This window comes from Planococcus salinarum, assembly GCF_007004625.1.
GTDB lineage: Bacteria > Bacillota > Bacilli > Bacillales_A > Planococcaceae > Planococcus > Planococcus salinarum.
This window is the reverse complement of sequence record NZ_VIFV01000021.1, coordinates 13,721-38,614: the sequence shown is the minus strand read 5'-3', so window position 1 is coordinate 38,614 and position 24,894 is coordinate 13,721. Positions and strand designations below refer to the sequence as shown.

General features: G+C 46.1%; 23 protein-coding genes. 12 read left to right on the top strand and 11 right to left on the bottom strand.

The window, feature by feature from the left end; all coding sequences use genetic code 11:
• Nucleotides 1–832 precede the first annotated feature (832 nt).
• Together DIJ65_RS11745 and DIJ65_RS11740 are read left to right on the top strand one after the other, a co-directional pair.
• Complete coding sequence (locus DIJ65_RS11745) at nucleotides 833–2,569, top strand: ABC transporter ATP-binding protein (RefSeq protein WP_117302421.1); 1,737 nt, start codon at nucleotides 833–835, stop codon at nucleotides 2,567–2,569.
• Between the two features lie 2 nt (nucleotides 2,570–2,571).
• The gene (locus DIJ65_RS11740; RefSeq protein WP_117302423.1) at nucleotides 2,572–4,326 is read left to right on the top strand and encodes an ABC transporter ATP-binding protein; all 1,755 of its coding nucleotides are present in this window, start codon (nucleotides 2,572–2,574) and stop codon (nucleotides 4,324–4,326) included.
• 533 nt (nucleotides 4,327–4,859) lie between these two features.
• On the opposite strand, the gene DIJ65_RS11735 is transcribed toward DIJ65_RS11740, so the two are convergent.
• Nucleotides 4,860–5,063: a YheE family protein gene (locus DIJ65_RS11735; RefSeq protein WP_117302427.1), complete on the bottom strand. Its 204-nt coding sequence runs from the start codon at nucleotides 5,061–5,063 to the stop codon at nucleotides 4,860–4,862.
• Between the two features lie 81 nt (nucleotides 5,064–5,144).
• Between DIJ65_RS11735 and DIJ65_RS11730 the strand changes: the two genes are divergently transcribed.
• The 3 genes from DIJ65_RS11730 to DIJ65_RS11720 all read left to right on the top strand — a co-directional run bounded on the left by DIJ65_RS11730 (nucleotide 5,145) and on the right by DIJ65_RS11720 (nucleotide 7,713).
• Nucleotides 5,145–6,293 carry a DUF445 domain-containing protein gene (locus tag DIJ65_RS11730; RefSeq protein ID WP_230321400.1) on the top strand — a complete coding sequence of 383 codons (1,149 nt, stop codon included), beginning with the start codon at nucleotides 5,145–5,147 and terminating at the stop codon, nucleotides 6,291–6,293.
• Nucleotides 6,294–6,306: 13 nt separating this feature from the next.
• A complete protein-coding gene (locus tag DIJ65_RS11725; RefSeq protein ID WP_117302429.1) occupies nucleotides 6,307–6,654 on the top strand; it encodes a YlbF family regulator in 348 nt (115 codons plus the stop codon).
• A gap of 279 nt (nucleotides 6,655–6,933) precedes the next feature.
• The gene (locus DIJ65_RS11720; RefSeq protein WP_117302431.1) at nucleotides 6,934–7,713 is read left to right on the top strand and encodes an enoyl-CoA hydratase; all 780 of its coding nucleotides are present in this window, start codon (nucleotides 6,934–6,936) and stop codon (nucleotides 7,711–7,713) included.
• A gap of 183 nt (nucleotides 7,714–7,896) precedes the next feature.
• On the opposite strand, the gene DIJ65_RS11715 is transcribed toward DIJ65_RS11720, so the two are convergent.
• Complete coding sequence (locus DIJ65_RS11715; RefSeq protein WP_117302433.1) at nucleotides 7,897–8,082, bottom strand: YhzD family protein; 186 nt, start codon at nucleotides 8,080–8,082, stop codon at nucleotides 7,897–7,899.
• Nucleotides 8,083–8,215: 133 nt separating this feature from the next.
• Here DIJ65_RS11715 and DIJ65_RS11710 point away from each other — a divergent pair, with 133 nt between their 5' ends.
• The 5 genes from DIJ65_RS11710 to yhaM all read left to right on the top strand — a co-directional run bounded on the left by DIJ65_RS11710 (nucleotide 8,216) and on the right by yhaM (nucleotide 15,843).
• Complete coding sequence (locus tag DIJ65_RS11710; RefSeq protein WP_117302435.1) at nucleotides 8,216–9,115, top strand: ABC transporter ATP-binding protein; 900 nt, start codon at nucleotides 8,216–8,218, stop codon at nucleotides 9,113–9,115.
• Nucleotides 9,108–10,355 (top strand): ABC transporter permease, encoded by a 1,248-nt coding sequence (locus tag DIJ65_RS11705; RefSeq protein ID WP_117302437.1) that lies wholly within the window; start codon nucleotides 9,108–9,110, stop codon nucleotides 10,353–10,355. Before DIJ65_RS11710 ends, DIJ65_RS11705 begins: the two co-directional genes overlap by 8 nt.
• A gap of 493 nt (nucleotides 10,356–10,848) precedes the next feature.
• Nucleotides 10,849–12,066, top strand: coding sequence for a DNA repair exonuclease (locus DIJ65_RS11700; RefSeq protein ID WP_117302441.1), 1,218 nt, complete (start codon nucleotides 10,849–10,851; stop codon nucleotides 12,064–12,066).
• 4 nt (nucleotides 12,067–12,070) lie between these two features.
• On the top strand, nucleotides 12,071–14,908 hold the full coding sequence (locus DIJ65_RS11695) for an ATP-binding protein (RefSeq protein WP_117302443.1): 2,838 nt from the start codon (nucleotides 12,071–12,073) through the stop codon (nucleotides 14,906–14,908).
• The gene (gene yhaM, locus DIJ65_RS11690; RefSeq protein WP_117302445.1) at nucleotides 14,905–15,843 is read left to right on the top strand and encodes a 3'-5' exoribonuclease YhaM; all 939 of its coding nucleotides are present in this window, start codon (nucleotides 14,905–14,907) and stop codon (nucleotides 15,841–15,843) included. Before DIJ65_RS11695 ends, yhaM begins: the two co-directional genes overlap by 4 nt.
• A 53-nt stretch (nucleotides 15,844–15,896) precedes the next feature.
• Here the strand turns inward: yhaM and DIJ65_RS11685 are convergent, their stop codons facing one another.
• The 7 genes from DIJ65_RS11685 to DIJ65_RS11655 form a co-directional block, all read right to left on the bottom strand.
• Nucleotides 15,897–16,784, bottom strand: a complete 888-nt coding sequence (locus DIJ65_RS11685; protein WP_117302447.1) for a peptidylprolyl isomerase — start codon at nucleotides 16,782–16,784, stop codon at nucleotides 15,897–15,899.
• Between the two features lie 140 nt (nucleotides 16,785–16,924).
• Nucleotides 16,925–17,110, bottom strand: coding sequence for a hypothetical protein (locus DIJ65_RS16585; protein WP_033542465.1), 186 nt, complete (start codon nucleotides 17,108–17,110; stop codon nucleotides 16,925–16,927).
• Nucleotides 17,111–17,169: 59 nt separating this feature from the next.
• A complete protein-coding gene (locus tag DIJ65_RS11675; protein ID WP_117302449.1) occupies nucleotides 17,170–17,715 on the bottom strand; it encodes a DUF3267 domain-containing protein in 546 nt (181 codons plus the stop codon).
• 109 nt (nucleotides 17,716–17,824) lie between these two features.
• Nucleotides 17,825–18,382 carry an HTH-type transcriptional regulator Hpr gene (locus DIJ65_RS11670; RefSeq protein WP_142836498.1) on the bottom strand — a complete coding sequence of 186 codons (558 nt, stop codon included), beginning with the start codon at nucleotides 18,380–18,382 and terminating at the stop codon, nucleotides 17,825–17,827.
• Nucleotides 18,383–18,523: 141 nt separating this feature from the next.
• A complete protein-coding gene (locus DIJ65_RS11665; RefSeq protein WP_117302453.1) occupies nucleotides 18,524–18,970 on the bottom strand; it encodes a YtxH domain-containing protein in 447 nt (148 codons plus the stop codon).
• Between the two features lie 124 nt (nucleotides 18,971–19,094).
• Nucleotides 19,095–19,625, bottom strand: a complete 531-nt coding sequence (locus DIJ65_RS11660; protein WP_117302455.1) for a tryptophan transporter — start codon at nucleotides 19,623–19,625, stop codon at nucleotides 19,095–19,097.
• Between the two features lie 108 nt (nucleotides 19,626–19,733).
• Nucleotides 19,734–20,165: an HIT family protein gene (locus DIJ65_RS11655; protein WP_117302457.1), complete on the bottom strand. Its 432-nt coding sequence runs from the start codon at nucleotides 20,163–20,165 to the stop codon at nucleotides 19,734–19,736.
• A gap of 331 nt (nucleotides 20,166–20,496) precedes the next feature.
• On the opposite strand from DIJ65_RS11655, the gene DIJ65_RS11650 reads away from it, so the two are divergent.
• Entirely contained in the window at nucleotides 20,497–21,246 is a 750-nt protein-coding gene (locus DIJ65_RS11650; RefSeq protein WP_117302459.1) for an ABC transporter ATP-binding protein, read from the top strand.
• Nucleotides 21,230–22,435 (top strand): ABC transporter permease, encoded by a 1,206-nt coding sequence (locus DIJ65_RS11645; RefSeq protein WP_117302461.1) that lies wholly within the window; start codon nucleotides 21,230–21,232, stop codon nucleotides 22,433–22,435. The genes DIJ65_RS11650 and DIJ65_RS11645 overlap by 17 nt, the downstream gene beginning before the upstream one ends.
• 43 nt (nucleotides 22,436–22,478) lie before the next feature.
• On the opposite strand, the gene DIJ65_RS11640 is transcribed toward DIJ65_RS11645, so the two are convergent.
• Together DIJ65_RS11640 and DIJ65_RS11635 are read right to left on the bottom strand one after the other, a co-directional pair.
• Nucleotides 22,479–23,645, bottom strand: a complete 1,167-nt coding sequence (locus tag DIJ65_RS11640) for a M20 family metallopeptidase (protein WP_117302495.1) — start codon at nucleotides 23,643–23,645, stop codon at nucleotides 22,479–22,481.
• A gap of 216 nt (nucleotides 23,646–23,861) precedes the next feature.
• Entirely contained in the window at nucleotides 23,862–24,860 is a 999-nt protein-coding gene (locus DIJ65_RS11635; protein WP_117302463.1) for a sodium:calcium antiporter, read from the bottom strand.
• Nucleotides 24,861–24,894: the final 34 nt, after the last annotated feature.

Genomic DNA, 24,894 nt, shown 5'->3' with positions numbered 1-24,894 from the left:
CACTAAGAATTTCTCTTATTACTGAAAGTACCCGCCATTCAGAAAAGAGAAACATTCGGATGCCGCTGAAGAATTGGAAGTGGTGCAATGGGGCTGCAGTGCCGGAAAGTGAGGGCCACTTCCCATCCGTACCATTCAGTATCTAAAAGAATATTCTCTTTTTTTAAAATAATGTTGACAATTCAAAAAAGGCAGTGGTACGCTTGAACTATCAAATTTGAAGGAATGGAGGTTTTGACGATGAAAAAAGTACTTGTAAACACTCAATTCAATTTCATATTTACGTCAGGCCATCCTGTTTTTTGTCTTTGAATTTATTTCGTGACTAGAAGTATTGGGACGGGTCTGAGTACCTGTCCTTTTTTCGTGAGCGCATGCCGAGAAAAATCGGCATGCGCTTTTTTATGGCTATGAAACGATTTTAATCGGAATGCAGAGTCCGTGAGATGGATGTAACCCTATGAAAGTTTTGGGGCGTTGTCGCATTTCGGTGTCCAGACTCAAGCGGCCCGGCTCTTCGGGGCATAAGCCGGCCCAGCTGCGTGGCAAAGAACGCCACTTCATTGATCTTGCTATAAACCCTGCTCCTGCATCGCTGCGCTGCTTCGTCGCAAGAGATAGGCCCAAACAAGTTTGGGCTATCTCTCGCTGTCGCATTTCTAATAAGTTTTAACCAGCACCTGCTGTTTAAATAATCGGCACTGGGGATCAGTTGCCAAATAAAAAACAAAGGAGAATATGAAAATGGAAAAAATCCAACAAAGAAAAATTATGACGAAGGAAGCGCTCGAAGGCGACTAGCTGAAATCGGAAACGAAAGAAGGAATTGTATATGTTTGATGTTTTATGGAAATTAAAATGGTTTTTTAAAGAAAATTGGATCCGCTATACAATAGCGGTCGGCTTATTGCTTATTGCCAATGTCCTGGAGATCATTCCACCATGGTTGATCGGGGTCGCCATCGACTCGATTGCGCAAAATGAGTTGACATCGGAATTGCTGTGGGAATACATCATCATTTTGGCGGTTGCAATGATTCTTGCCTATCTGATTAATTTTGTCTGGCAATACCAATTGTTCGGCGGTGCTTATGTCATTGAGCGCCAGCTCCGTTCAAGTTTGATGGGACATTTCCTGAAAATGACGCCGACATTCTTCGAAAAGAACCGGACTGGCGATTTGATGGCGAGGTCCACAAACGACCTGCGGGCTATATCGGAAACCGCTGGCTTTGGGATATTGACACTTGTCGATTCGACATTATATATGGGGACCATCATCATCGCGATGGGATTCCTCGTCTCGTGGGAACTGACGTTACTGGCATTGATTCCACTGCCGATCCTGGCGATTGTCGTCCAGATACTGGGAAGGAAAATTCACGAACGCTATACATCGGCGCAGGATGCGTTCGGTGATATGAACGACAGTGTTCTTGAATCAGTCGGCGGCGTGCGAGTGGTGAGGGCTTATGTACAGGAACGTGCTTCCGAGCAGCAATTCGCCGAAATGACGGATGATGTCTATGAAAAGAATATGGCGGTTGAACGGATTGATGCGCTGTTTGCGCCGGTCACAAAGGTGCTGACGGCGATCAGTTACATGATCGGCCTCGGCTACGGTGCCCTTTTGGTGGCGGACGGGGTTATGACGCTCGGTGACCTTGTAGCGTTCAATGTATATCTCGGGATGATCGTCTGGCCGATGTTCGCAATCGGCGAACTGATCAATATCCTTCAACGGGGCAATGCCTCACTGGACCGTGTAAATGAAACCCTGGATTACGAGGAAGACGTTGTCGATCCGGTGAAACCGGTATATGCGGAAAAACCGGAAAATATCGGTTTCCGTGATTTCAGTTTCACATATCCACAATCAAGTTCCATTAACCTGCAGGGCATCAATCTGTCCATGAACAGCGGGCAAACTCTGGGGATCGTAGGGAAAACGGGAAGCGGAAAAACGACCTTCGTGAAACAATTGATGAGGGAATATCCTGCAGGTGAAGGTTCAATTATGCTGAATGGCATCGAACTGGCGGATCTGACGAAAGATCAGCTTAGGGGCTGGATCGGCTATGTTCCGCAGGATCATGTCCTGTTCTCAAGAACGATCCGGGCGAATATTCTGTTCGGAAAATCAGATGCGACCGAAGAAGACATTGCTGAAGCGATTCGTCTTTCCCACTTCACCAAAGATTTGGAAATGCTGCCGAACGGCCTTGATACGTTAGTGGGGGAAAAAGGGGTCGCATTATCGGGGGGTCAGAAACAGCGGATTTCGATTGCGAGAGCGTTGATCAAAAATCCTGAAATTTTAATACTCGATGATTCCCTATCAGCTGTAGATGCGAAAACAGAAGCGCGGATCATCGAAAATATTCAAAAAGAACGTTCCGGGAAAACAACAATCATCACTACGCACCGCTTGTCAGCGGTTCAGCATGCTGATTGGATTGTCGTCCTGGATGACGGAGAAGTCATCGAAGAAGGAACGCATGATGATTTGCTGAAGAAAAATGGATGGTATAACGAACAATTCCTCCGTCAGCAGATTGAGGAGGTGTAAGAATGACTACAGGAAAAAGACTATTAAATTATGCTCTGAATTTTAAAGGGGTTTTGATTGTCGGCCTCGTATTTCTGGCAATTGCAGTTGCTGCAGACTTGGCGACACCACTTATTGCAAAAGAAATAATAGACAATCATATCGCAACATCCGGTGAAGCGATCGATTTTGAACCGATTGCCTACCTGTTGGCGTTGTTCTTTGCACTCGGAATCGTCACTGCCGTATTCCGCTACCTGCAGTATATTCTGTTGCAGAAAGGCGCGAATAGGATCATCCGGAAAATGCGCAATGATGTTTTCGAGCACGTGCAACGGTTGCCGATCCGTTACTTCGATAACCTGCCGGCCGGCAAAGTTGTCGCCAGGATTACGAATGATACGGAAGCCATCCGTGAATTATTTGTTACGGTGCTGTCGCAGTTCGCGACAAGCTTCATGTATATGGCAGGTATTTATGCAGCTCTGTTCTATCTTGACTGGCGCATGGCGCTGATTACGTTTGTCATCGTGCCGCTGTTATATGTATGGATGCTGGTCTACCGGAAATATGCTGCAAAATACAATCATGTGGTCCGTGAAAAAGTCAGTGACATGAATGCGATGATCAATGAGTCAATCCAAGGCATGACGATCATCCAGGCATTCAGACGCGAGAAGCAGATGAAAGAGGAATTTGAGAGCATGAACAATGTGCATTTTAAATTTCAGCAAAAGCTGTTGATCTTGGAAGCAGCAGCCTCACATAACATGGTAGGGGTTCTGCGTTCGATGGTTTTCATCGCTTTCATCTGGTATTTTGGTGGGTCGACCATGTCCGGCAACGAAGTTGTAACCGTGGGTGTCCTTTATGCCTTCGTCGATTACATCATCCGCCTGTTCAATCCGATCAGCGGCATCGTCAACCAGTTTGCGAAATTGGAACAGGCGTTGGTGGCCGCTGAGCGGGTCTTCCGCTTGCTTGACCGCAGCGGGGAAGATGTCAGCGATGAGAAGATTGCAAGATACCGCGGCAATGTGCGCTTTGAAGATGTCTGGTTCGCTTATAAGGATGAAGAATATGTCTTGAAGGATCTGACGTTCGAAGCGAAACAAGGGGAAACGGTTGCGCTGGTCGGCCACACCGGTTCAGGGAAAAGTTCCATCATGAACCTGCTGTTCCGTTTCTACGATGTTTCCAAAGGCAGTATTACGATTGATGGCATCAACATCAATGACATGTCGAGGCAGGCTGTGCGGGAACATATGGGAATTGTATTGCAGGACCCGTATTTATTTTCCGGCACGATTGAGTCGAACATCACATTGGGCGATAAGCGTATCAGCCGAGAACGTGCAGTTAGAGCGCTGGAAGAAGTTGGCGGTGAACGCGTGCTGAAGCATCTGCCGAATGGCATTGATGAGCCCGTTGTCGAAAAAGGCAGCACACTGTCTTCCGGCCAGCGTCAATTGGTGTCATTTGCGCGCGCGTTGGCTTTTGATCCGGCGATACTGATACTGGACGAGGCCACATCGAATATCGATACCGAAACGGAAGAAATCATTCAACATGCGATGGAAGTGCTGAAAAAAGGAAGAACAACTTTCATCATTGCACACAGATTATCGACTATAAAAAATGCGGATCGCATCCTGGTGCTCGACCGCGGTGAAATTGCCGAATCCGGTTCACACGATGAACTGATGAAACTCGGCGGCACCTATTTCCAGATGTATCAGATCCAATCAGGAATGTCTTCTGCCCAGAAAATCGGGTAAGGGGGCATTCCCTTTTTTTATTTCAAGATTTATTTATTTGAATTAATAATACATTCCAACCGATATTTCGCAAAACAGCTGCGCTTGCCAAAAACCGTGCTCATGTCTCTGCATCGCTTCGCTAGCTACGAGACATGAAAAGGCGTTGCATCGCTTCGCTGCTTCGTTGCAAAGCGCCGGCCGAACTACCTTCGGCCAACACTTGGCTCGCGCTGAGCTAACTCGTGCTCGGTCCCCTTCGCCCGAGTGGATCTTGCACTTCGTCGGCATGCGCCTGCTCCCCTGGGCGTCTTCGCTGTTTTGCTCCATATCTCTAAAGACTTCTCTCAGCGCCGGCGCGCCAATGGACTGGGCGAAGCTATAAGACGAGTGGTCTTCTCGGCTTATTGCGGGAGCTTTGTCCTAAGCGCCGAAGCGAATGGAAATTGCAAACTTTAATTCAAGCATTCAAATTGCTATTGCTGTTAACTTTGTAAGTCTTTACTTTATAATGAAAAGAACGATAAGAAAAAGCGCTGGAACTTTCCAGCGCTTTAATCGTATACATGATAGAGCATGAGTTCGTGAATCATTTCTTTCACGACCTCTTCATCTTCAGGTTGTTTATTGCCCCAGGTGATTGTGCCGTCGGGGTGGTATTCGCCCGTGATGCGCTCGTTCCGATAAAAGAACGAGATGTTCCAGCCAGGCAGCTGGCGGTTTTCAAACATCGGTGTAAATTTAAAATGCTGCAGCATAAAGATCCTCCTTTGCCTCTGCTTCCATTATAAAGGCAGAAAATCGGATTGACAAAGAAGAAAAAGAAATGAGTGACGAAATTGAATATTATCCTTACATTGCTTTTTATGGCATTCATTGGCGCGTTGATCGGTGGCGTCACCAATCACATCGCCATCAAAATGCTGTTTTGGCCTTACGAAGCCAAATATATCGGCAATTTCCGCATTCCATTCACACCGGGTCTGATTCCAAAAAGGCGGGATGAACTTTCAACCCAGCTCGGGCGCACAGTGGTCGAGCATCTTTTGACGCCGGAAACATTCAAGAAACGCTTTTTTAATGCAGAGATGCGTGTGAAAACAGAAAAATGGATCCAGCGCCAATTAGCCAAACATATTTTTGAATCACCCAAAACCTTGAAAGATTGGTTCGATGCAGCTGGCCAGAAAAACGTCGAACTGAAAATTGAACAGAAAATCGACAAACTGGTCGAACGTCAATACGACTTGATGCTTTCTTATATTGACGGGAAAACTGTCCGGGAGCTGATGCCCGAATCCTGGAAAGATGAAGCTGAAGTTAAAATGCTCCAGTCAGTGAAATATGCCATTGACAGAGGCTCTGATTACTTTGAATCGATGGAAGGCCGGCGTGCCATCAAGACGCTGCTCGATGAATTCTTAGCTTCCCGCGGCCGCTTCGGCAATATGCTGCATTCGCTTCTCGGTGAATCCCGCCCACTGGTTGACCGGATTCAGCCTGAAATCATCAAATTCCTGAATTCACCCAAAACTTTCGAGTTATTGGTATCAATCGCCTATGCCGAATGGGATAAACTGCAGGACCGCCGGGCTGATGCACTGCTTGCGGAATTTGACTTTGATCCTGCACTCCAGGCAGTAAAACAATATGTGCGTGAAACTGCCAATATCGAAGGGCGTTTAAACGCAACACTTGCAGACTCCTGGCCTGGAGGGTTAGAATGGACAAGTAAAAACTTTACTCCACTTGTCACCGATTTCATTTTCGAGCAAGGGGAGCACAAATTGGAAGAGACCGTACAAAAGATCAATATCGAAGGTATGGTGAAAGAGCAAGTGGATTCTTTGCCGCTGAGCCGCCTGGAAGAACTCGTTCTGGGGATTTCACGGAGAGAATTCAAAATGATCACAGTGCTGGGCGCATTTATCGGTGGAGCCGTGGGTATCCTCCAGGGAGTGTTGGTCACAGTACTGAATATATTGTAGAGGAGAATTTATAATGGCAGTAAACATTTATGACGACATCAACAAATTGGAAGGTACATTCCGTTCAACAGAGGAATTCCAGAAACTTGAGGCAGCTGTAGACGAAGTAAAAGCAGACGACGAAGCAAATGAATTGTTCAAGAGTTTCCGCGATCTTCAGATTACACTTCAGCAGAAACAGCAGCAAGGTGAAGAAATCTCTGAAGAAGAAATGATGAACGCTCAAACAACAGCACAGGCTGCGCAGCAAAACGAGAAGATCCTTGCAATGCTGGAAGCCGAAATGGGCCTTAGCCAGATGATCGAAGAAGTTAACCGTGTTCTGATTAAACCGGTTCAATCTTTATACGAAAGCATGTAATAAGAAAAGCGACAGCGCCCGTTTAGCTCTGAAAGGCATAAGACGAATCGGCGAAGCAGCGCTCTTCGCTGCACAGCTGAGTCGGCTTATGACCCGAAGAGCTGGGCCGCTGGAGTCTGGACACGGAAACACTATTTTCTAAGAATCTTCATATGCAAAAGTAATATTTTCTTATCCATTAAAAATTTCCTTTAGTAAAAAATAGAGGAATTTGAAAAAAGACACCGAATAAGTAAAGATGAATGACAATTCATTTTTACGAAAGGGTGTCTTTTTTTTATGTATGAAACAATCAGATTTGAAAAACAGGGCCGCATCGGCCATGTCGTATTAAACCGTCCAAATTCCATGAACGCAATGAATGGAAAGATGATGAAGGAGTTGGCAGATTGCTTCGAATCATTGAAGGATGAGCAATCGCTTCATGTGGTGAAAATTTACGGTGAAGGCCGTGCATTTTCCGCCGGGGGCGATATCAAAGAAATGATGGATCCAAACAATCCGATGGACATTGACCTGGTCATGAAAGACGTAAGCAGGTTGGCGAAGGCACTCTATACACTTCCGCAAATAACGATTGCCGTTATCCACGGTGCCTCAGCGGGCCTGGGTTTCAGTATGGCACTAGCCTGTGACCATGCAATCGCAGAGGAAAACAGTAAATTGGCCATGAACTTCATAGGCATCGGGTTGGTTCCGGATGGAGGCGGCCATTTCTTTATGAAAGAACGGGTCGGCGTGCCAAAAGCCAAAGAAATCATCTGGGCCGGTCAAACCTTGAAAGCTCATGATGCATTGGCGAAAGGGCTCATTGAAGAAGTGACAGCCGAAGGCCGTGCCATGGAGCATGCAGAAGCATATGCCAATGAGGTATTGGCTTCACCAGTACTTGCCAGACTGGCATCGAAAAACATCCTCCATACCCTGAAACTGGAAGAACTTGAAAAGGTACTGGAAATGGAAGCATCCGCTCAATCAGCGATGCGCAAATCAAAAGATCACCTGGAAGGCATACAGGCTTTTGTCGAAAAGCGCAAACCGGAATTTACAGGACAATAAGAAAAGCGGAAACGGCCGTTCAGCTCCGACAAGCGTCAGATACTCTGGCGAAGCAGCGGAGCGATGCAACGCTTCACCATGTCCCGATGCAGGGACAGAGACAGGAGCACTGGCCGGCTGGAGTCTAGACAATGAAAAAAAAGGTGTCCCAGCATAAGTTGCGGGACACCTTTTTATCTGTGATCAGACATGAAAAAGCAAGAGCTTGCCGGCAGGTGACGCCAAGCGGTGTGTTTTGTCTTCGAGATCTTTTTCCTTCAATATTTCCTGGCCTCTTTCTTTTGCCTGCTCATCAGTCTCAGCAGTGAAGGTTTCATCTGCAATCATTTTGCCGGTCTTTTCGAATGCGGTTAATTTATAGGTTCTCATAATGGATCAATCCTTTCTGAATCACTATTCAGTTTCAGTATAAAGGGTTTTATCCAAAATGTCCTGCCATAATTTGAAACGTTTCGGGACTGAGACCGTATAAGGACTGTACATATATAAAGGAGGATATAAAATGGCGTTGTCCGTTGAACACGCAACAAAAAAATTCGGGGATTTCACAGCGGTGGATGATTTGTCATTGAGAGTCGAAGAAGGGGAGATGCATGGTTTCCTGGGAGCAAACGGTTCCGGGAAGACCACGACTTTCCGGATGATTCTCGGGTTGCTCGATCCTACACAGGGACAAATAACCTGGAACGGCAAACCGATCACTTATGAGTCAAGTCCAATTATCGGCTATTTGCCGGAAGAACGTGGTTTATACTCGAAGATGAAAGTGGAAGACCAGCTAATTTACTTGGCACAGCTGCGGAAAATGTCGAAAGTCGATGCTCGGAGAGAAACCGCTGCGTGGCTTGAGCGCTTTGAAGTTCCGCATTACGCTGGCAAGAAAGTGGAAGAATTGTCAAAGGGGAATCAGCAAAAAATCCAGTTGATTGCATCATTGGTACATAAACCATCGCTGATTATTTTGGACGAACCATTCTCCGGCCTGGACCCGGTGAATGTCGGCATGCTGAAAAGCGCTATTCTGGATGTCCAAAAACAAGGGGCAACCATCGTTTTCTCCAGCCACCGCATGGACCATGTCGAGGAATTGTGTGATGACATGAGCATCCTTGATCACGGGAAGGTAGTGGTTAGCGGCTCCATCCGTGAAGTAAAGCGGAATTTCGGCAAACAGAATGTCCGGCTCAAAATTGATCAGGATCTGGCCAGCCTCAGCCGGCTGCCTGGAGTTGAAAACTATACGAAAACGATCGATGGCGCATTACTTCAGATTTCAGACGAATCGTCAGCGCAATCGATACTGGAAGAAGCCATGAAATTGGGGCAGCTGCGCCATTTTTCAATTGAAGAACCTTCACTCGAAGAGATCTTTATTGCAAAGGTGGGGAAGGCGTATGCATAGTTTCTGGATTATATTCAAACAGGCGTTCATGACGAAAGCGCGGACGAAATCTTTTATCATCACGACAATCATCGTTGCCGCTGCGTTTTTCCTGCTTGCGAACCTGCCGAATATCATCGAATCCTTCCAGGGGGAAGATGATGGCCAGGTTCTCCATGTCATTGATGAAAGTGGGGGGCTGACTGTGCAATTGCAGGCTCAGCTTGAACAGTCGGAAAGCGATATACAGGCGATGCCGACGGATCTGTCCGAAGAAGAGCTGAAGCAGGGCATAACAGAAGGCACAATCGAATCCTACCTGGTGATGGAGGAAGGAAACACGCTTTCTGCACGCTACGTCTCCGAATCAGCGAATGAAATTGGTGCAGGGGCGGAGGTAGAAAACGCTGTGCAGGCGATTCAGACAGCCATGACAGCCGAGAGGCTTGGCCTTACTGATGCGGAAGTCGGCGAATTGTTCACGCCTGCTGATTTTGCACGGGAAGCCGTGTCGGAAAGCTCCAAGACGGAAGAGGAGCTGAGCCAGGCAAGGGGGCTTGTCTACGTTCTCATCCTGCTCATTTACGTCGCAGTCATCTATTACCCGAATATGATTGCCATGGAAGTGGCCAATGAAAAATCTTCACGCGTCATGGAAATTTTGATCTCTTCTGTGTCGCCGGTTAAGCATATGTTTGCGAAAATTGCTGGAATTGGCACGCTTGGCATTGTGCAGATGATGATTTTTGGAATCGCCGGATATTTTGCCTTTAAAACGTCCGGATCGGATATGGCAGAAGGATTTTTCAGTGTTATGGGATTCTCGGAGATAAAAGTAAGCACGTTCCTGTTTGCCATTCTCTTCTTCCTGCTGGGTTATTTCCTTTATGCAGTTCTCGCGGCGTTGCTTGGTTCGCTCGTCAGCAGAACCGAAGATGTTCAGCAATTGATGTTGCCGATGATGTTCCTGATCATCATTTCATCGTTCATCGCATTTTCCGGAATTGGCATGCCGGAAGCGGGCTATGTGACGATTTCATCTTTCATACCATTCTTTGCACCGCTCGTCATGTTTCTGCGCGTCGGCATGCTCGACATCCCTCTTTGGGAACCGTTGCTGTCCATCGCCATCATGCTTCTTACAATCGGTGTGCTCGGCTGGTTCGGTGCCCGCGTTTACCGCGGCGGGGTATTGATGTATGGTTCTTCCCAGTCACTGAAAGATATCGGCAAAGCGATCCGTCTGGGCAATAAAAAATAGTGAATTATATAAGTTGAATTAATAGATTTTATAATCGATATTCCGCAAAACAGCTGCGCTTGCCGGGGGCTTGCGCTGAACTAACTAAAACCCGTGCTCCTGCATCGCTTCACTGCTTCGTCGCAAAGAGCTGCCCTCGCTAGCTTCGGTCAACTCTTCGCTGTTTTGCTCCATATCTCAGAGATTTCTCTCAGCAAAGGCGCGGCTCAGGAGCAGGCGAAAGCCGACGGAGTAAAAGACGAGTGGTCTTCTCGGCTTATTGTGGGAGCTAAGGTGCGCCAAACAAAGATGGCGCCTCCTTTGCGTCGAGCAGTGCGCAGGAGCATAATCTTCGCACTGTCCATAGCGCCAAAGCGATATATTCTATTTACTACATTCAACTTATAAAACCTACAAATGCTGTTTGCGGAGAGATTTCCGCAAACAGTTTTTTTTATGGGGTGGGCATGGTAAAATTAGAACAAATATTCGCTGCCGGAAAAGAGGAGAAAGTATGGCGCCAATCCGTTTTATACATACCGCAGATTTACATTTGGGCAGTCCGTTCACCGGCATATCCGGCCTTGCATCAGCACAGCGGAAAAAGTTGGCAGATACCGTATATCAGGCTTTTGACACACTTATCGATTATTCGGTCAGAGAAGAGCCGGATTTTTTGTTGATAGCCGGTGATATCTATGACGGGGAAGACCGGACACTTCGCGCACAATATAGATTCCAAAAGGGAATGGAGCGGCTCAAAGAGGCGGGAATTCCTGTAATCATCTGCCATGGCAACCACGACCATCTGGATGGCGGATGGACCCGCTTTGAACTGCCGGGGAATGTCCATGTTTTTGATGGCGGGGTTACCAGCCACAGTTTTACAGTTTCCGGAAACAAGGTTACCGTTACGGGTTTCAGCTACGATAAGCGCCATGTAAAAGAAGCCAAAATCCATGAATTCCCGCAAGCGGATGAATCGTCTGCCTACCATATCGGCATGCTTCACGGCAGTATGGATGGGGATTCCAGCCATGCGGTTTATGCTCCTTTTAAAAAAGAGCAGCTGCTCAGCAAAAATTATCAGTATTGGGCACTCGGCCATATCCATCTTCGACAGATTCTCCACACTGATCCATACATTGTTTATCCGGGAAATATACAGGGACGGCACCGGAAGGAAACCGGGCCGAAAGGATTTTACGATGTGCGTCTGGAGAACGCTGAGACCAGCATGGAGTTCATCCGCACATCGGCCGTGTGTTTCGATTCGCTTGAAGTGTCCTGTAAAGGAATCATACACATGAACGAATTGATTGATGCCTGTACAGAAGCTGTAGAAAAATATACAGCCGAAAATGACGCCGTTATGGCTGTTCTTCATCTGAAGGATGTGGATGAGCACTCCGCTGAACTTTTGGAAGGGGTTCCGGCGGAGGCATTACTGGAAGCGATACAGGAGGCGATTGAATCCAGTGCCGCTGAAGCCTGGATCACCAGCATAATTATGGAGGATGCCTACAGTGAAACCCGCGTCTCGGCTATTGGCGAAAAAATTTCCGCGACAATGGCTGAATGGGATCAAACCGATTGGAAGCGGGTGCTGAAGGATCTTTATCAGCATCCGAAAGCCAGCAGGTATCTGGATTCATTAACTGAGGAATTTATAGAAGAATTAGCGGCTGAGGCGGTTCCGAAAATCCATAAAGCCATGAGAGCGGGTGACTGAAAGAATGAAAATTGAAAAAATGATGATTTACGGCTTCGGCAAGCACGAAAATCTTACATTGGATATCAATGAAGAATTAGCGGTTTTCTACGGCAATAACGAAGCTGGAAAAACCACCATCCAACAATTCATCATTCAGATTTTATTGGGATTTCCATCACGCAATCAGTCAGGAAACCGATATGAACCGAAAGCCGGGGGAAGATATGGAGGCCAGCTCTATTTACACGATGCACAGTACGGAAAAGTGACAGTCGAACGTGTAAAAGGCAAGGCAGCTGGAGATGTAACCGTCTATTTTGAAGATGGCTCCCGGGGAGCGGAAAGCGAACTGAAAAAGATTCTGCGAGATTATGACCGTGCTTCATATGAAGCGATTTTTTCATTTTCCATCCATGAATTGCAGGGACTGGATAAAATGACGGAAGAACAATTGAGCCGAACCCTGCTGGCTTCAGGCACTACAGGGGTCGATGCCATCACACAGATGGAAACGGAACTTGAAAAGGATATGGGCACTCTGTTCAAAAAAGGTGGGCGCAATCCTCAGCTGAACCTTTTGATCGAGCAGCTCCGGAACGATGAGCGTGAATTGAAGGAACACCGCGAACAGGCGGATTTATATGGACCTTACCTTGAACAGCTGGATGGATTGGACTACCGCCTTGAAGAGATGGCGTCGCGGGAAAATTCCATTTCCAATTTGCTTGCGGAAGCTGCAAAACGCCAGCAGGCAGCTCCATTAGCAGAGCAGAAGAAGCGGCTGGAAGAGCAGCTGAGCTCCATTGCAGTCGATTACTTTCCGGCTGACGGCAGCCATCGGATGGATCGTTTGGCTGAAAGGATATCAGAAGCTTCAGCGAAAAAGAAACACTCGGAAAAAGAACTTGCCGGTTTACCTGAAATTACACACAGCGGAACAATCGGTGAAGGACTGGAAGAATTGCTTGAAAAGGAATCGGAATGGCTGCAGTTATTATCGCGATATAGAGAGATGGAAGAAGAAGCGGAAAAGTTAACAGAAGAACATGGCCGCCTGCTTGGGCTGAGCGGCATGGGAGAAAATGAGGCGTTGCAGTTTGACGTATCATTGATTAATGAAGAAAAACTTCGGAAGTTAGCGGAAGAAGCAGATAAGGAAGAAGAAGACAGCCGCTTCCGTGAGCGGGAACTACAGGATGAAAAGAAGAAACTGATTGAAGCCGAAAAAGAGATGTCTTATCTTGAAAACACCGCTCCGACACCTGAACAGCTGGAGGCTGCGGCAAAATGGCCGAAAAATGCACTGAAGCTTGCTGAGGCGAAGGCCTTGAAGCGGATGGACGCTGAACCGGCAAATCAGCTCTTTTCCTATATACTTGTTGCACTTGGTGCTGCAGGTATTTTTGCAGGGCTTTTGAGCGGGGATATACTGATTACAATCATAGCTTTCACAGCGGCTGCAGTGGGAGTGATGATGCTTATAAAAATTCGCAAAAAACCGGGTTTATCGGAAGATTTGGATGATATTATTGAACGTTTCAGCGGAAAAGAAGCCGAAATGGAAATGCTTCAGCGCAAAATCGCTGAGCATAACCGAAAAGTCGAGGAAACCTTGCGTACCATCTCCAGGGCCGATCAACAAATTGATGAACTGACGAGCAGTATCAGTCTGCTGCCTGCCAAAGAAGAGTTCGTCTCCTATCTAGCAAATCTGGGAATAACCTCCACTGCAGGTTCTTCTACTGTAATCGAGTTATTTCGAACAATCAGGAAAGTACAGGAAATTCACGGTAAACTGATCAGAACCAAAGAAGCTTTGAAAAAAATCGATATGGAGAAAGCTGAATGGCTGGAAAAAGCAGCAGCGGCAGCAGGCATAAATATTCAGGCTGGAGAATTGTATACAATTCTCCGTTCAGAATCCAAAAAACTTCATGAGCGAAACGAAAGAAATCAGCGGCTAACTGACAAGAGGGAAGCGGTGACCGCAGAACTGCAGCGGCAATCCAATTACCTGGAAGAGCTGGAATCGGAAAGAGCCGCTCTGCTGGAAGAAAGCGGGACTGCAGATATTGAACAGTTTCATCATTTTCATCTTGAGTGGCTGCGCAAAAAGGAATTGCAGCAGGAGCTCGAACTCGTCAGCAGCCAGTTGTCAGCGATTGGTGCAACTGACCCGAAACCGGAAGAAACGGTTTATTCCATCCAGGATTCCATTAATAACTTGGAAAAAGAGCGTTCTCTATTAAAAAACGAACGCAATCAAATGTTGAATGCAAGAGCTGAACTCCAGCAAAAGGTGAACCACCTGCTTACAGATGAAGATTATGAAATGAAACTCCAGCAATATGAAGAGAAAAAGGCGCAGTTCAACGAGCTGGCCCAGCGCTGGTCAGTGAACAAAGCGATTATAGAGGCGATTCGCAGTACAATGGCCGAGCTGAAAGAGAAATCGCTGCCTGCCGTGCTCTCCAAAGCCTGCGAGTATTTTCAGCGTTTGACAGGAGAGTCCTATACAGCGATGGAAATCCACCCGGATGGACATTTTGAAGCGGTCAGAAGGGACAATATCCGTTTTCGTATGGCGGAACTGAGCCAGGCGACTAAAGAGCAGGCGTACTTGGCACTACGGCTCAGTCTGGCGGTTTCGATGCAGAAGAGTCATCCTTTCCCGATCATAATGGATGATCCGTTTGTCCATTTTGATCGCCTGCGGCTTCAGCAAGTGATAAACTTGATAAAAGAACTGCAAAGGGATCATCAGTTCATTTATTTCACCTGTCACGAAGAAATGTGCAAGGCCTGGCCTGATGCACAAATTATCGATGTGGCCAACACTGGAAGGAGTGTGTATTTATGAAAAAAGGCATTACCCAACGAGCTGTTGGAGAAACAATAGATGAATTCCTTTTGATCAAGCAATCGGTAAAAGGGGTGACCACCACGGGGAACCCTTTCATATCACTGGTTTTGCAGGACAAAAGCGGAGACATCGAAGCGAAATTATGGGATACCAAAGATGAACATGAAAAACTGTTTGCAGCAGAAACGATTGTCCGGGTAGGCGGAGAAATACACAACTACCGGGGGAAAAATCAATTGCGCATAAAGAGCATCCGTCCGGCAAAGCCGGAAGAAAACCAGTCAATCGGTGATTTGCTGCCGGCTTCCGAAAGGACTACGGAAGAATTATCTGAAGAAATTATGCAGTATCTTTTTGAAATGGAAAATCCGCAAATCCAGCGGATCACCCGCCACATACTGAAAAAGCATCAGCAAAGCATATTGACCTTTCCAGCAGCGACCCGCAATCACCATGACTACGTGTCAGGATTGGCGGATCATGTAGTTTCGATGTTGAGCCTGGGAAAAGCACTGCTTGGAATTTATCCGACGTTGAATAAAGATCTGCTGTATGCCGGAATCATCCTGCACGATATCGGCAAAGTATTCGAACTGTCAGGTCCGATTGCAACCACTTATACAGTAGAGGGCAATCTCTTGGGACACATTTCAATTATGGTGACGGAAATCTCCAAAACAGCAGACGAGCTTGAAATTGAAGGGGAAGAAGTCATGCTGCTCCAACACATGGTCTTATCCCACCACGGGAAAGAAGAATGGGGCAGTCCGAAACGGCCGATGATCAAAGAAGCGGAAATACTTCATTACATTGATAATATTGATGCAAAAATGAGCATGCTTGACCGTGCGCTTGAAAAAACAAAACCCGGCGAATTTTCCGAGAGGCTGTTCCCGCTGGAAAACCGTTCCTTTTACAAACCGAAAATCTAATGCAAAAACCCCCATTTCAAAAAGAAATGGGGGTTTTATAATGCTATTCATCTTTATTCTTCAGCAGGAGCTCCTGCGTTCATGATTTCGTCCAATGCGCCTTCCAGTTCTTCATCCTGGATTTCAACATTCGCTTCTTCCATCAATGCCGCAATTTTAGGAAGCAATGCTGCCTGGTCAGCTTTTTGCATGGCCAGTTCACTGCGGATTTCTTCTTTTTGCTCTTCCAGAGGCTCCTGGCCTTCCACTTCACGCTTGTCTGTAACTTGGATTATGTGGAAACCGTGCTGTGTTTGAACAGGTTCACTGATTTCATCGACTTCCAGAGAGTAAGCCGCTTCTTCGAACTCAGGTACCATGGCGCCTGCACCGAACCAGTCAAGGCTTCCACCGTTTGCTGCAGAACCCGGATCAGAAGAATATTCTTCTGCCAATTGGGCAAAATCTCCACCGGCTTCGAGTTCTTCTTTCACTGTAGCAGCTGTTTCTTCATCAGCCACCAGGATATGGCGTGCGTTAAGTTCCGTTCCCTGACGCTCGTAATGCGCTTGAATTTCTTCGTCCGTTACTTCCACGCCATCTGTCAATGCTTTTTCCTGCAGTAAATTTAAACGGATTACTTTTTCATAGCTTTCTTCTGTTTGATTGTTTTGCTCGAGGAAGGCTTCGTAATTTTCGCCCATCTCTTCTTTAGAACTTTCAATCTCAGCCTGAACTTCTTCGTCCGTGACTTCATATTCCTCAGCCAAAACTTTTTCGATCATCAGGATCTGAATCGCCTGGTCGCCAATGGACGTTTTCATTTCTTCATACAGGTCCTCTTTGGTAACATCTCCGACTTCTGAAGTAACGATGACTGTGCTGTCTGCGTTGTCATCACTGCAAGCTGTCAATGCCAATACCGACGCCGCTAAAGATAAGGTTAATACTGATTTTTTCATAGTTTTCGCTCCCAACTCACATTCTTATTGCCGTTGTTACTATACCATAAACGTTTAAAAATTAAAAAAGTTTCTCCGAAATTATAAGCTTCTTGCAAAATTCAGGCAAAAAAAAGCTATCTGCCGAAGGGCAAATAGACTTATGGGGTAAATTCAACGCCAACATAGAGTGATACCAATAGTATAGTAATCAATATATTGATGGTGCGGAATATTTTCTCGTGATTTTCTTCTGGAATTTCCCGTGATGTCACCAATGCCAAAGTCATTCGGTTGATTTGGAACAGGTAAAACACTGAGAACATAACTACAAACGCGATAATCATGTATTTCCTCCCCTCTGCCTTAGATTTAAGTATAACAAATTGAGAGGGAAAATACAGGATTAAGCCATTGATTGTGGAACCAGTATTTCAAAACCGGACTCTGTTTCTTCAATCAATGCATGCTTCGGTGTGCGAAGCAAATGCCGGATATAGATCAGGTCTGTCAGACAGAGGCTGCAATGATAAGCAAGTAGAATTGCAAAGTAATGAATATAGGCAGGGTAGAGAACGCTTAACAGGATAATCAAAAAATTTATAAGTACAAAAGGCGTCATCAAAGCAAGCAGAAATCTTGTTTTGGCCACCGGTTCTTTAACATGAAGTGAAATTCCGGGAAGCATGCCAAGCTGTTTCCGCAGGATAAACTTCAGGCATTTCCGGCTGCCGATTAGCGGCAGGAAATGGAGAACTTTATGAAGCGGGTAGACTGCAAGTATCGCCAGGATAAAATACAGGAAATAGCGATCGGATAGAGGGGCAGTATAAAAGAAATTCAAAAAGATATAGAAAGTCGTAAAAACGCCCATCCCAGCCATCACTGCAAAGGTGAAAAGGCGATTCAGGCCATATTCTTTTTTAACATTTATCGTTTTCCAGCAATGCATATAAGTATCCCCCGTGCGATGGTATTCTCCGATGAGTCGATACATACAATACAATGAATTTCTGATTAATGCAACCTAATTCAATACAATAATTCCGAGAGGGATATCGTTATTTTTTGACAACGTCAACGACATGATTTTCTTCATTGAATTTAGATTCGATATTTTTAAATGAAGCCTCAAAAATTTCCATGAAATCATCTCCATAAATTGTGCGGATAACAGCCATTACATCCAGGAACTCCGGGAATTTTCCGTAAAGTTCACGCAGTTTGAGCGAGCCGTCAATCACAGAATGTGGTGTCTCATGATAGCGTTCGATCATTTCCTGCATAAGATTCTGTCCTTTTTCCGTCAGTTCGACATACGTGTTTCGTTTATCTGTATCACGCTTCGAGAAAGAAAGAAGCTCCCGTTCTTCGAGTTTTTTTGAAAAGTTAAAGGCGGTGGAGACATGCATGACACCGAATTTTGCCACATCTGAAATGGAAGCGCCTTTTAAATGATAGGCAATCCACAAAATGTGATGCTCATTGATATTCAAATCATAAGGTTTGATCCACAATTGCCAGTCTTTTTCGACTGCTTTCCACAACGCTTTGGATAATTGTCCGATACGCTGGCTAAACATCATCGCTTCTTTCATCGTATACTCGCGTTCGTCCACAAAAGCACCTACTTCCCATATTTTGAGATTTTCTTAATTATAGCAATAAAGTAAAGTGAATTAAAGTCCGAATAGTAAAAAAACTTATTAAAAAACTGCCTTTTGGCAGTTTTTTAATAAGTTTATCAATTGAAGAGCGATTTATACTGAATCTTTTTTATCAGTTTCTGACGTGGATTCATCAGAATTCTGGTTTTTAACATATTTTTTATCGTCATCTTTTTCTTCTTTGTTGTCTTTGCTGATGGATTTCTGCAATTCTTCAATTGCATTCTGGATAGCCAGTATTTCCAACTGAAGGTGCTCTTTAGCAGGAGCAGTACTTTCCTGCCATTCAGCCATGGACTCTTTTAATCCATCCATTGCTTCAGGTACTTGTGTTTTGGCTTCGATCTTCAAGTGGTTTACAGATTCTTTTAACTGGTTGACCTTTTCTTTTACATCAGCCATTTTTTCCTTCCAATCTGTTGAAGCCGTTTTGACAGAAGTTCGCAGGTCTTCACCCGATTGTGGTGTTGAAAACAATGTTGCTGCTGCTCCGGCAGCCAGTCCTGTCGCGAGTCCGATAAAAAAGTTCGATGCTTTCATGAATAATGCGCCCCTTTCGTCCTATAAAGGTCTTTTCCTCTATTCCACTTAATTAAAACATAAAAATGAATTGCTGTTCAAAGAAAAAAAGCTTTCCGGTATATTATATACCGGAAAGTTTTGGTCAAGCCGCTTGAGATACGGCAGTATCAAATTTGGATCGTTTCACTAAATTGACGACAACCGGATAGATAAGGCCGAATGCCACCCCGTTGAAAATCGTGGCCGGTAAGACAACTGTTGTAAATAACAAAGCGAATGGTATGTCAGCCCCGATGAGCACAATGGCCACCGATAAAAAAATCGAGCCGGATAATACGGTGCCGCCTGCACACAAAGCAATGGCCACCGGCAGTTTCGCTGCGGCTTTCTTCAGTATGAAGACAAACGCCAAAAAGACGAAAGCAGTGATGAATTTATCAATGATATTCGGGAAAAACCCTCCGGGGAAAGTTGAAAACAATCCGGAAATTACACCTGTTGTAACAGCGAGTAAAAAGGTTGATTTTAAATTAGGGAACAGCAGGATGCCGACAAACATCATCGTCAACATAAAATCCGGCTTCATTCCACCGTTGATTCCAGGGATGACAACATATAATGCCGCCCCAACGCTGACCAGCAGCGCCATAAGTACAAGATTCTTCGTATTCATTTCTCATCTCTCCTCAGCTCAAGGCTATATTTTAAATTCTTCCCGGCGTGTCCTCGTGACCGCAGGCGAAAAACTTATTTCTGATTCTATAGGTTCCCGACGGTTAAATCAAGCGTCGGCAGCCAACTTGTTCTTTACCTGTTCGGCAAGCTCCTGAATCCGCTCAGTCGTATACTCTTTTTCTTTGGTGATCCATTTCGCTCCGAAGCCATCCGTTTCGCCGTAGCGGGGGATGAAGTGCAAATGGAAGTGAAAAACGCTCTGGCCGGCTTTGGCGCCATTGTTATTGAGCAGGTTTAGGCCTTCCGGATTGAAAGTCTCTTTGATTGCAGATGCAATTTTCGGAGCAACGCTGAAAAGCTGTGCAGCTTCATCTCCCTGGAGATCGTAGACCGATTCACGGTGCGTTTTCGGAATCAGCAGGGTATGCCCTTTGGACAAAGGCATAATGTCCATGAAGGCGAAAACATGCTCATCTTCATAGATTTTTACGCTGGGAATTTCGCCTGAAATGATTTTGCAGAAAATGCAATTCGTCATATACAACACCCTTTCCATTTTCTTCAGTCTATCATAATACACATGAAGGAAAAGAAATTGCACGCAGTTTTTGGTACAATGCTATATAAGGTGAAAAAATAATTAGTCTGTCTATACCGCGTCAGCGCTGAGAGAAGTCTATAGAGAGATGGAGCAAAACAGCGAAGACGCCCAGGGGACCAAGTGAAGTGCTGAGATCCACTCGGGCGAAGTGAAACGAGCCCGAGTTAGCTCAGCGCGAGCCCCCAGGCAAGCGGAGCTGTTTTGCGGAATATCGGGTACTTTAATTTCAATTTGATTCAACTTACATAGTAAGAAAGAGGTGTTTGAATTGGCTGTTTTGGAAGTGGAAGCATTAACAGGGGGATATACCCGGAAACCGGTTTTGAAAGAAGTCAGTTTTTCAATCGGCAAAGGTGAACTTGTCGGCTTGATCGGCTTGAACGGGGCGGGGAAAAGCACCACCATTAAGCATATCATAGGCATCATGCAGGCAAAATCCGGAGAAATACGTCTGAACGGAAAAAGTTTTCAGGAAGATATGGATGCTTACCGTTCATCTTTCTCCTATATACCAGAAACGCCGGTCCTATATGAAGAATTAACGCTGCGTGAACATTTGGAGCTTACTGCCATGGCCTACGGTCTCGACAAAGATACATTTGAAAAACGTTCCGCAGAATTATTGAAGGAATTCCGGATGGAAAAGAGGCTGAGATGGTTCCCTTCCCATTTTTCAAAAGGGATGCGCCAAAAAGTGATGATCATGAGCGCTTTTCTCGTGAATCCGGCGCTCTATATTATTGACGAACCATTTGTCGGCTTGGATCCGCTCGGCATTAAATCGCTGCTGGATCAAATGGAAGAGCAGAAGAGGCAGGGGGCATCGGTGCTCATGTCCACCCATATCCTTGCCACTGCTGAGAAATACTGTGACCGCATCATCCTGCTCCACAACGGCAGCGTCCGGGCAATCGGTACGATGGATGATCTCCGGACGGAATTCCGCATGCCGAACGCTACACTTGATGACCTTTACATCGCGATGACCGAGGATGATGACAATGAAGAACCTGCATGATGTCTGGTCAAAGCGACTTCATAGCTACAGCATTGAAGTCCAGAATTATTTAAAATATATTTTCACAGGACATATTGCCGTGGTTTTACTGTTTGCTCTTGGTGCAGCTGGCTACGCTTACAGCGATTGGGTGCAGAATGTCCCGCAGGATTTTCCGGCGGCTTGGCTGCTGGCTTTGATTTTTGGTGTAATGCTTGCCTATAGTCCGCCATCGACATTATTGAAAGAAGCGGATATGGTGTATTTTCTGCCGCTCGAAAGCAAACTGGATGAATTTTTGAAGCCCGCGCTGCGTTGGTCTTTTTTGTCACAGCTGTATTTGCCCGTTATTGCATTTATCGTTTCACTGCCGATGGTCAACGCGATCTATGGACTGGAAACTTCTTATCTGATCGGATTCCCCCTATTATTAATGATCATCAAATGGTGGAATATCCAGCTGGAATTTTTCTATCGAAAAGCCTTTGCCGGCAATGGAGCCTGGCTGGACCGGCTCGTGCGTTTTGCTATGACTGCGGCGTTCACCTTTTTGTATGTGGAAAACCTCATTCTGTTTGCCGCATTCTTCCTGTTTTTCATGATTGTCTATGGCAAATGGGTGCAGAATCGCGCCGCCGGCCTTCCTTTTCCTTACGAACATTTCGTGCGGCTGGAAGAAAATCGCATGCTGCGTTTTTATCAATTCGCCAATTATTTTACGGATGTTCCGCAGATCAAAGGGAAAATCAAAGCGCGGCGCTGGCTGAACTGGATCTATAAGTTTGTCGGAAAGCAGCCGAAAGACGCGCATTATTATTTGGTGTGGCGGACGTTCATCCGCTCCGATGAGTTATTCTATTTATGGATTCGCTTAACGTTGCTGTCGATTGCCGGAGCATTGCTGATTCCGTTCACCATTGCGGCGGCTGTCTTTGCAGGAGCGCTTGCATTTGCTACCGCCATCCAATTATGGCAGGGGCTGAACCAAACCCAGCATTTCCGGATGGACAATCTGTTTCCGCTGTCCGAATTCTCAAGGCAGCAGGCGGTATGGAAACTGATTGCGGTTTTACAGGTGCTCCAATCCATATTGGCAGCGGTGGTTGTTCTGTTTACAGGGGCTCCTCTTACCGCCGGCATCCTGTTTGTTACCATCCTGGTTGTATCGGTGGCCACCCTTGCTTTTGCGAAGAATAAACAGAAGAAATGAAAGAATCCCGCCTGCTGACGATTCAGCAGGCGGGATTCTTTACTTATTTGTGGGCATTGATGGCTGCACTGCCCAGCGTCTTGGCAGCAATCAGCATCGCCCGTTCGTTGAAATCGAATTTCGGGTGGTGATGCGGATAAACTTCGCCATCCGGCATAGCGCCAGTCAGGAAAAAAGTGCCCGGCACCTTCTCCAGATAATAAGCAAAATCTTCTCCTATCATGAGGGGCGGCGTATTATACAATTTTTCGACACCCGGTACCTGTTCGGCGATTTCTTTTAAATACACCGTTTCTTTCTCGTGGTTCACGAGAGGGGAGTAGCCGCGGTTATAAGTGAATTCGTATGTGCATCCTGCTGCAAGGCAGTTGCCGTTAATGACGCGTTCCATTTCCTGTTCCATGAGGTCTCGGATCTCTTCATTGAAAGTGCGGATCGTTCCTTTTAGAACAGCTTGGTCAGCGATGATGTTGAAAGGATTCTCGGCAACAAATGATCCGACCGACAAAACAGCTGACTCTAAGGGGTCCACACGCCGCGACACCAATTGCTGCAGGTTCATGACGATTTGTGAGCCCAGTACAATGGCGTCTTTCGTATTGTGCGGCATCGCACCGTGTCCGCCGCGGCCCTGGATTTTCAATGTAAAGCTGTCGGCGGCTGCAATAATCGGACCAACGCGGTAATCGATTTGGCCAAGGGGAGTCATAGACCATAAATGGGTGCCGAATATCCTATCGACACCTTCAAGGACGCCTTCTTTGATCATTGCTTTTGCTCCGCCCGGCACCAGTTCTTCGGCATGCTGGTGAATCAGCACATAGGTTCCTTCCAGTTCACTTCTCAGGCTGTGCAGAATTTTGCCCAGCACAAGAAGCGTCGCGGTATGGCCGTCGTGACCGCACGCATGCATGACATTTGGGTTCTGGGATTTATACGGAACGTCTTTTTGATCCTGGATGGGCAATGCATCGAAGTCAGCCCGCAGTGCGATTGTTTTGCCGGGTTTAGAGCCGCGGATTGTTGCGACGACGCCGTTGCCGCCAACGTTGTGGCGCACCTCCACACCCAATTGCTCGTAGTAATGGCGGATATAATGGGCCGTTTTTATTTCGTTGAATGAAACCTCAGGGTGCATATGGAGATGTCTCCGAATATCCACCATCTCGGGGTATGCGGTATCGAGCTCAGCGTATAATTTTTCGATCACCAATCAGATTCCTCCTCGAAATATCTATTATTCAGTAAATAATAACATAAAAAATTGACAATAAAAAAAAGAGAGCAAAGTTCGCTCTCTTTCGATGTCTAGACTCCAGTGCCTAGCTCTTCGGGACATAATTCAACCCAGCTGTGTGGCAAAGAGCGCCACTTCGCTGGTCTGCCTTATGCCTTTCAGAGCTGGACAGGCACGTCCTCTTTTCTTTTAGTAGGTAAAGTTCATATAAGATGCGACAAAGTAGATGATGACAATGATGAGAGATGGCAGTGCATAAGTCATGACGGTTGCACTGTTTCTTCTGATCAGTGAATACAATGCCAATAGGGACATGATGAAAACCCCAGAGGCGATGATCATTGTTGCGCCCGGTGTTGCAGCGGCAATTAAACTGCCTTCTCTGTATACAGGATCAGACAAAGCAAGAATGATCATATTGAAGATATTCGATCCGAGGATCGCACCGACAGCCATATTGACATTGTTGAGGCGTAATGCAACAAATACAGCAATCGCTTCCGGCAGTGAAGTTGCGGCTGCAATCAGGAAACTGCCGATAAAACTGGAACCGATGCCGGTAATGATGGCGATCTGGTCACCTGTGATCGACAAGGCAGTTCCGGCACCCAGAATGACAAGTGCCGCTATGATGAAGCGGACGATTGCGGCTTTTGGCGAAAGGGTCGCGCTCGGGTTGTCCGGCTCTTCCTCTTCTTCAGCTGCAGCTTCAGCTGCAGGGTCGAGTGAAGGCAACTTATTGATAAGTACCATACCGACGATATAAGTGATACCGATGATCAGGGCGTCAAGGCCGATACCAAGAACCTGTGTCTCGATTCGCAGCCAAAGCGCCATTATGACCAATACGGTCAACAGGATACCCAAGAGAGCTGTATAAATATTGTTTCGTGACGCGCGGTCCAAAATGCGGCGCTTACGAAGCAGGAAGTCAAATCCTGCCAGGATGAATAAGTTGAAAAGGTTGGATCCGATCATGTTCCCGACTGCGATATCGGCGTTACCGATGACAGCAGCTGAAAAACTCGTTGAAACTTCCGGCAGGGAAGTTGCCCCGGCCAATAGCAAAGTACCGACCATCATGCCACCCATTGCTGTCTTTTCACTGATGACATCCGCGTACTGCGATAATTTGATTGAAGCATAGACGGTGATGATGCCGGCGATTAAAAAATAAACAAAAACCACTTAATTTTCCTCCTGTTCTAAATATGTACTGCGC

Bases quoted from the DNA above. Each gene is read 5' to 3' on its own strand.
- DIJ65_RS11735 (WP_117302427.1), bottom strand. From the start codon at position 5,063: ATGCTGCAGCATTTTAAATTTACACCGATGTTTGAAAACCGCCAGCTG.
- DIJ65_RS11655 (WP_117302457.1), bottom strand. From the start codon at position 20,165: ATGACGAATTGCATTTTCTGCAAAATCATTTCAGGCGAAATTCCCAGC.
- DIJ65_RS11685 (WP_117302447.1), bottom strand. From the start codon at position 16,784: ATGAAAAAATCAGTATTAACCTTATCTTTAGCGGCGTCGGTATTGGCA.
- DIJ65_RS11705 (WP_117302437.1), top strand. From the start codon at position 9,108: ATGCATAGTTTCTGGATTATATTCAAACAGGCGTTCATGACGAAAGCG.
- DIJ65_RS11710 (WP_117302435.1), top strand. From the start codon at position 8,216: ATGGCGTTGTCCGTTGAACACGCAACAAAAAAATTCGGGGATTTCACA.
- DIJ65_RS11660 (WP_117302455.1), bottom strand. From the start codon at position 19,625: ATGAATACGAAGAATCTTGTACTTATGGCGCTGCTGGTCAGCGTTGGG.
- DIJ65_RS11645 (WP_117302461.1), top strand. From the start codon at position 21,230: ATGAAGAACCTGCATGATGTCTGGTCAAAGCGACTTCATAGCTACAGC.
- DIJ65_RS11700 (WP_117302441.1), top strand. From the start codon at position 10,849: ATGGCGCCAATCCGTTTTATACATACCGCAGATTTACATTTGGGCAGT.
- DIJ65_RS16585 (WP_033542465.1), bottom strand. From the start codon at position 17,110: ATGATTATCGCGTTTGTAGTTATGTTCTCAGTGTTTTACCTGTTCCAA.
- DIJ65_RS11740 (WP_117302423.1), top strand. From the start codon at position 2,572: ATGACTACAGGAAAAAGACTATTAAATTATGCTCTGAATTTTAAAGGG.
- DIJ65_RS11745 (WP_117302421.1), top strand. From the start codon at position 833: ATGTTTGATGTTTTATGGAAATTAAAATGGTTTTTTAAAGAAAATTGG.
- DIJ65_RS11695 (WP_117302443.1), top strand. From the start codon at position 12,071: ATGAAAATTGAAAAAATGATGATTTACGGCTTCGGCAAGCACGAAAAT.
- DIJ65_RS11715 (WP_117302433.1), bottom strand. From the start codon at position 8,082: ATGAGAACCTATAAATTAACCGCATTCGAAAAGACCGGCAAAATGATT.
- DIJ65_RS11725 (WP_117302429.1), top strand. From the start codon at position 6,307: ATGGCAGTAAACATTTATGACGACATCAACAAATTGGAAGGTACATTC.
- DIJ65_RS11665 (WP_117302453.1), bottom strand. From the start codon at position 18,970: ATGAAAGCATCGAACTTTTTTATCGGACTCGCGACAGGACTGGCTGCC.
- DIJ65_RS11675 (WP_117302449.1), bottom strand. From the start codon at position 17,715: ATGCATTGCTGGAAAACGATAAATGTTAAAAAAGAATATGGCCTGAAT.
- yhaM (WP_117302445.1), top strand. From the start codon at position 14,905: ATGAAAAAAGGCATTACCCAACGAGCTGTTGGAGAAACAATAGATGAA.
- DIJ65_RS11720 (WP_117302431.1), top strand. From the start codon at position 6,934: ATGTATGAAACAATCAGATTTGAAAAACAGGGCCGCATCGGCCATGTC.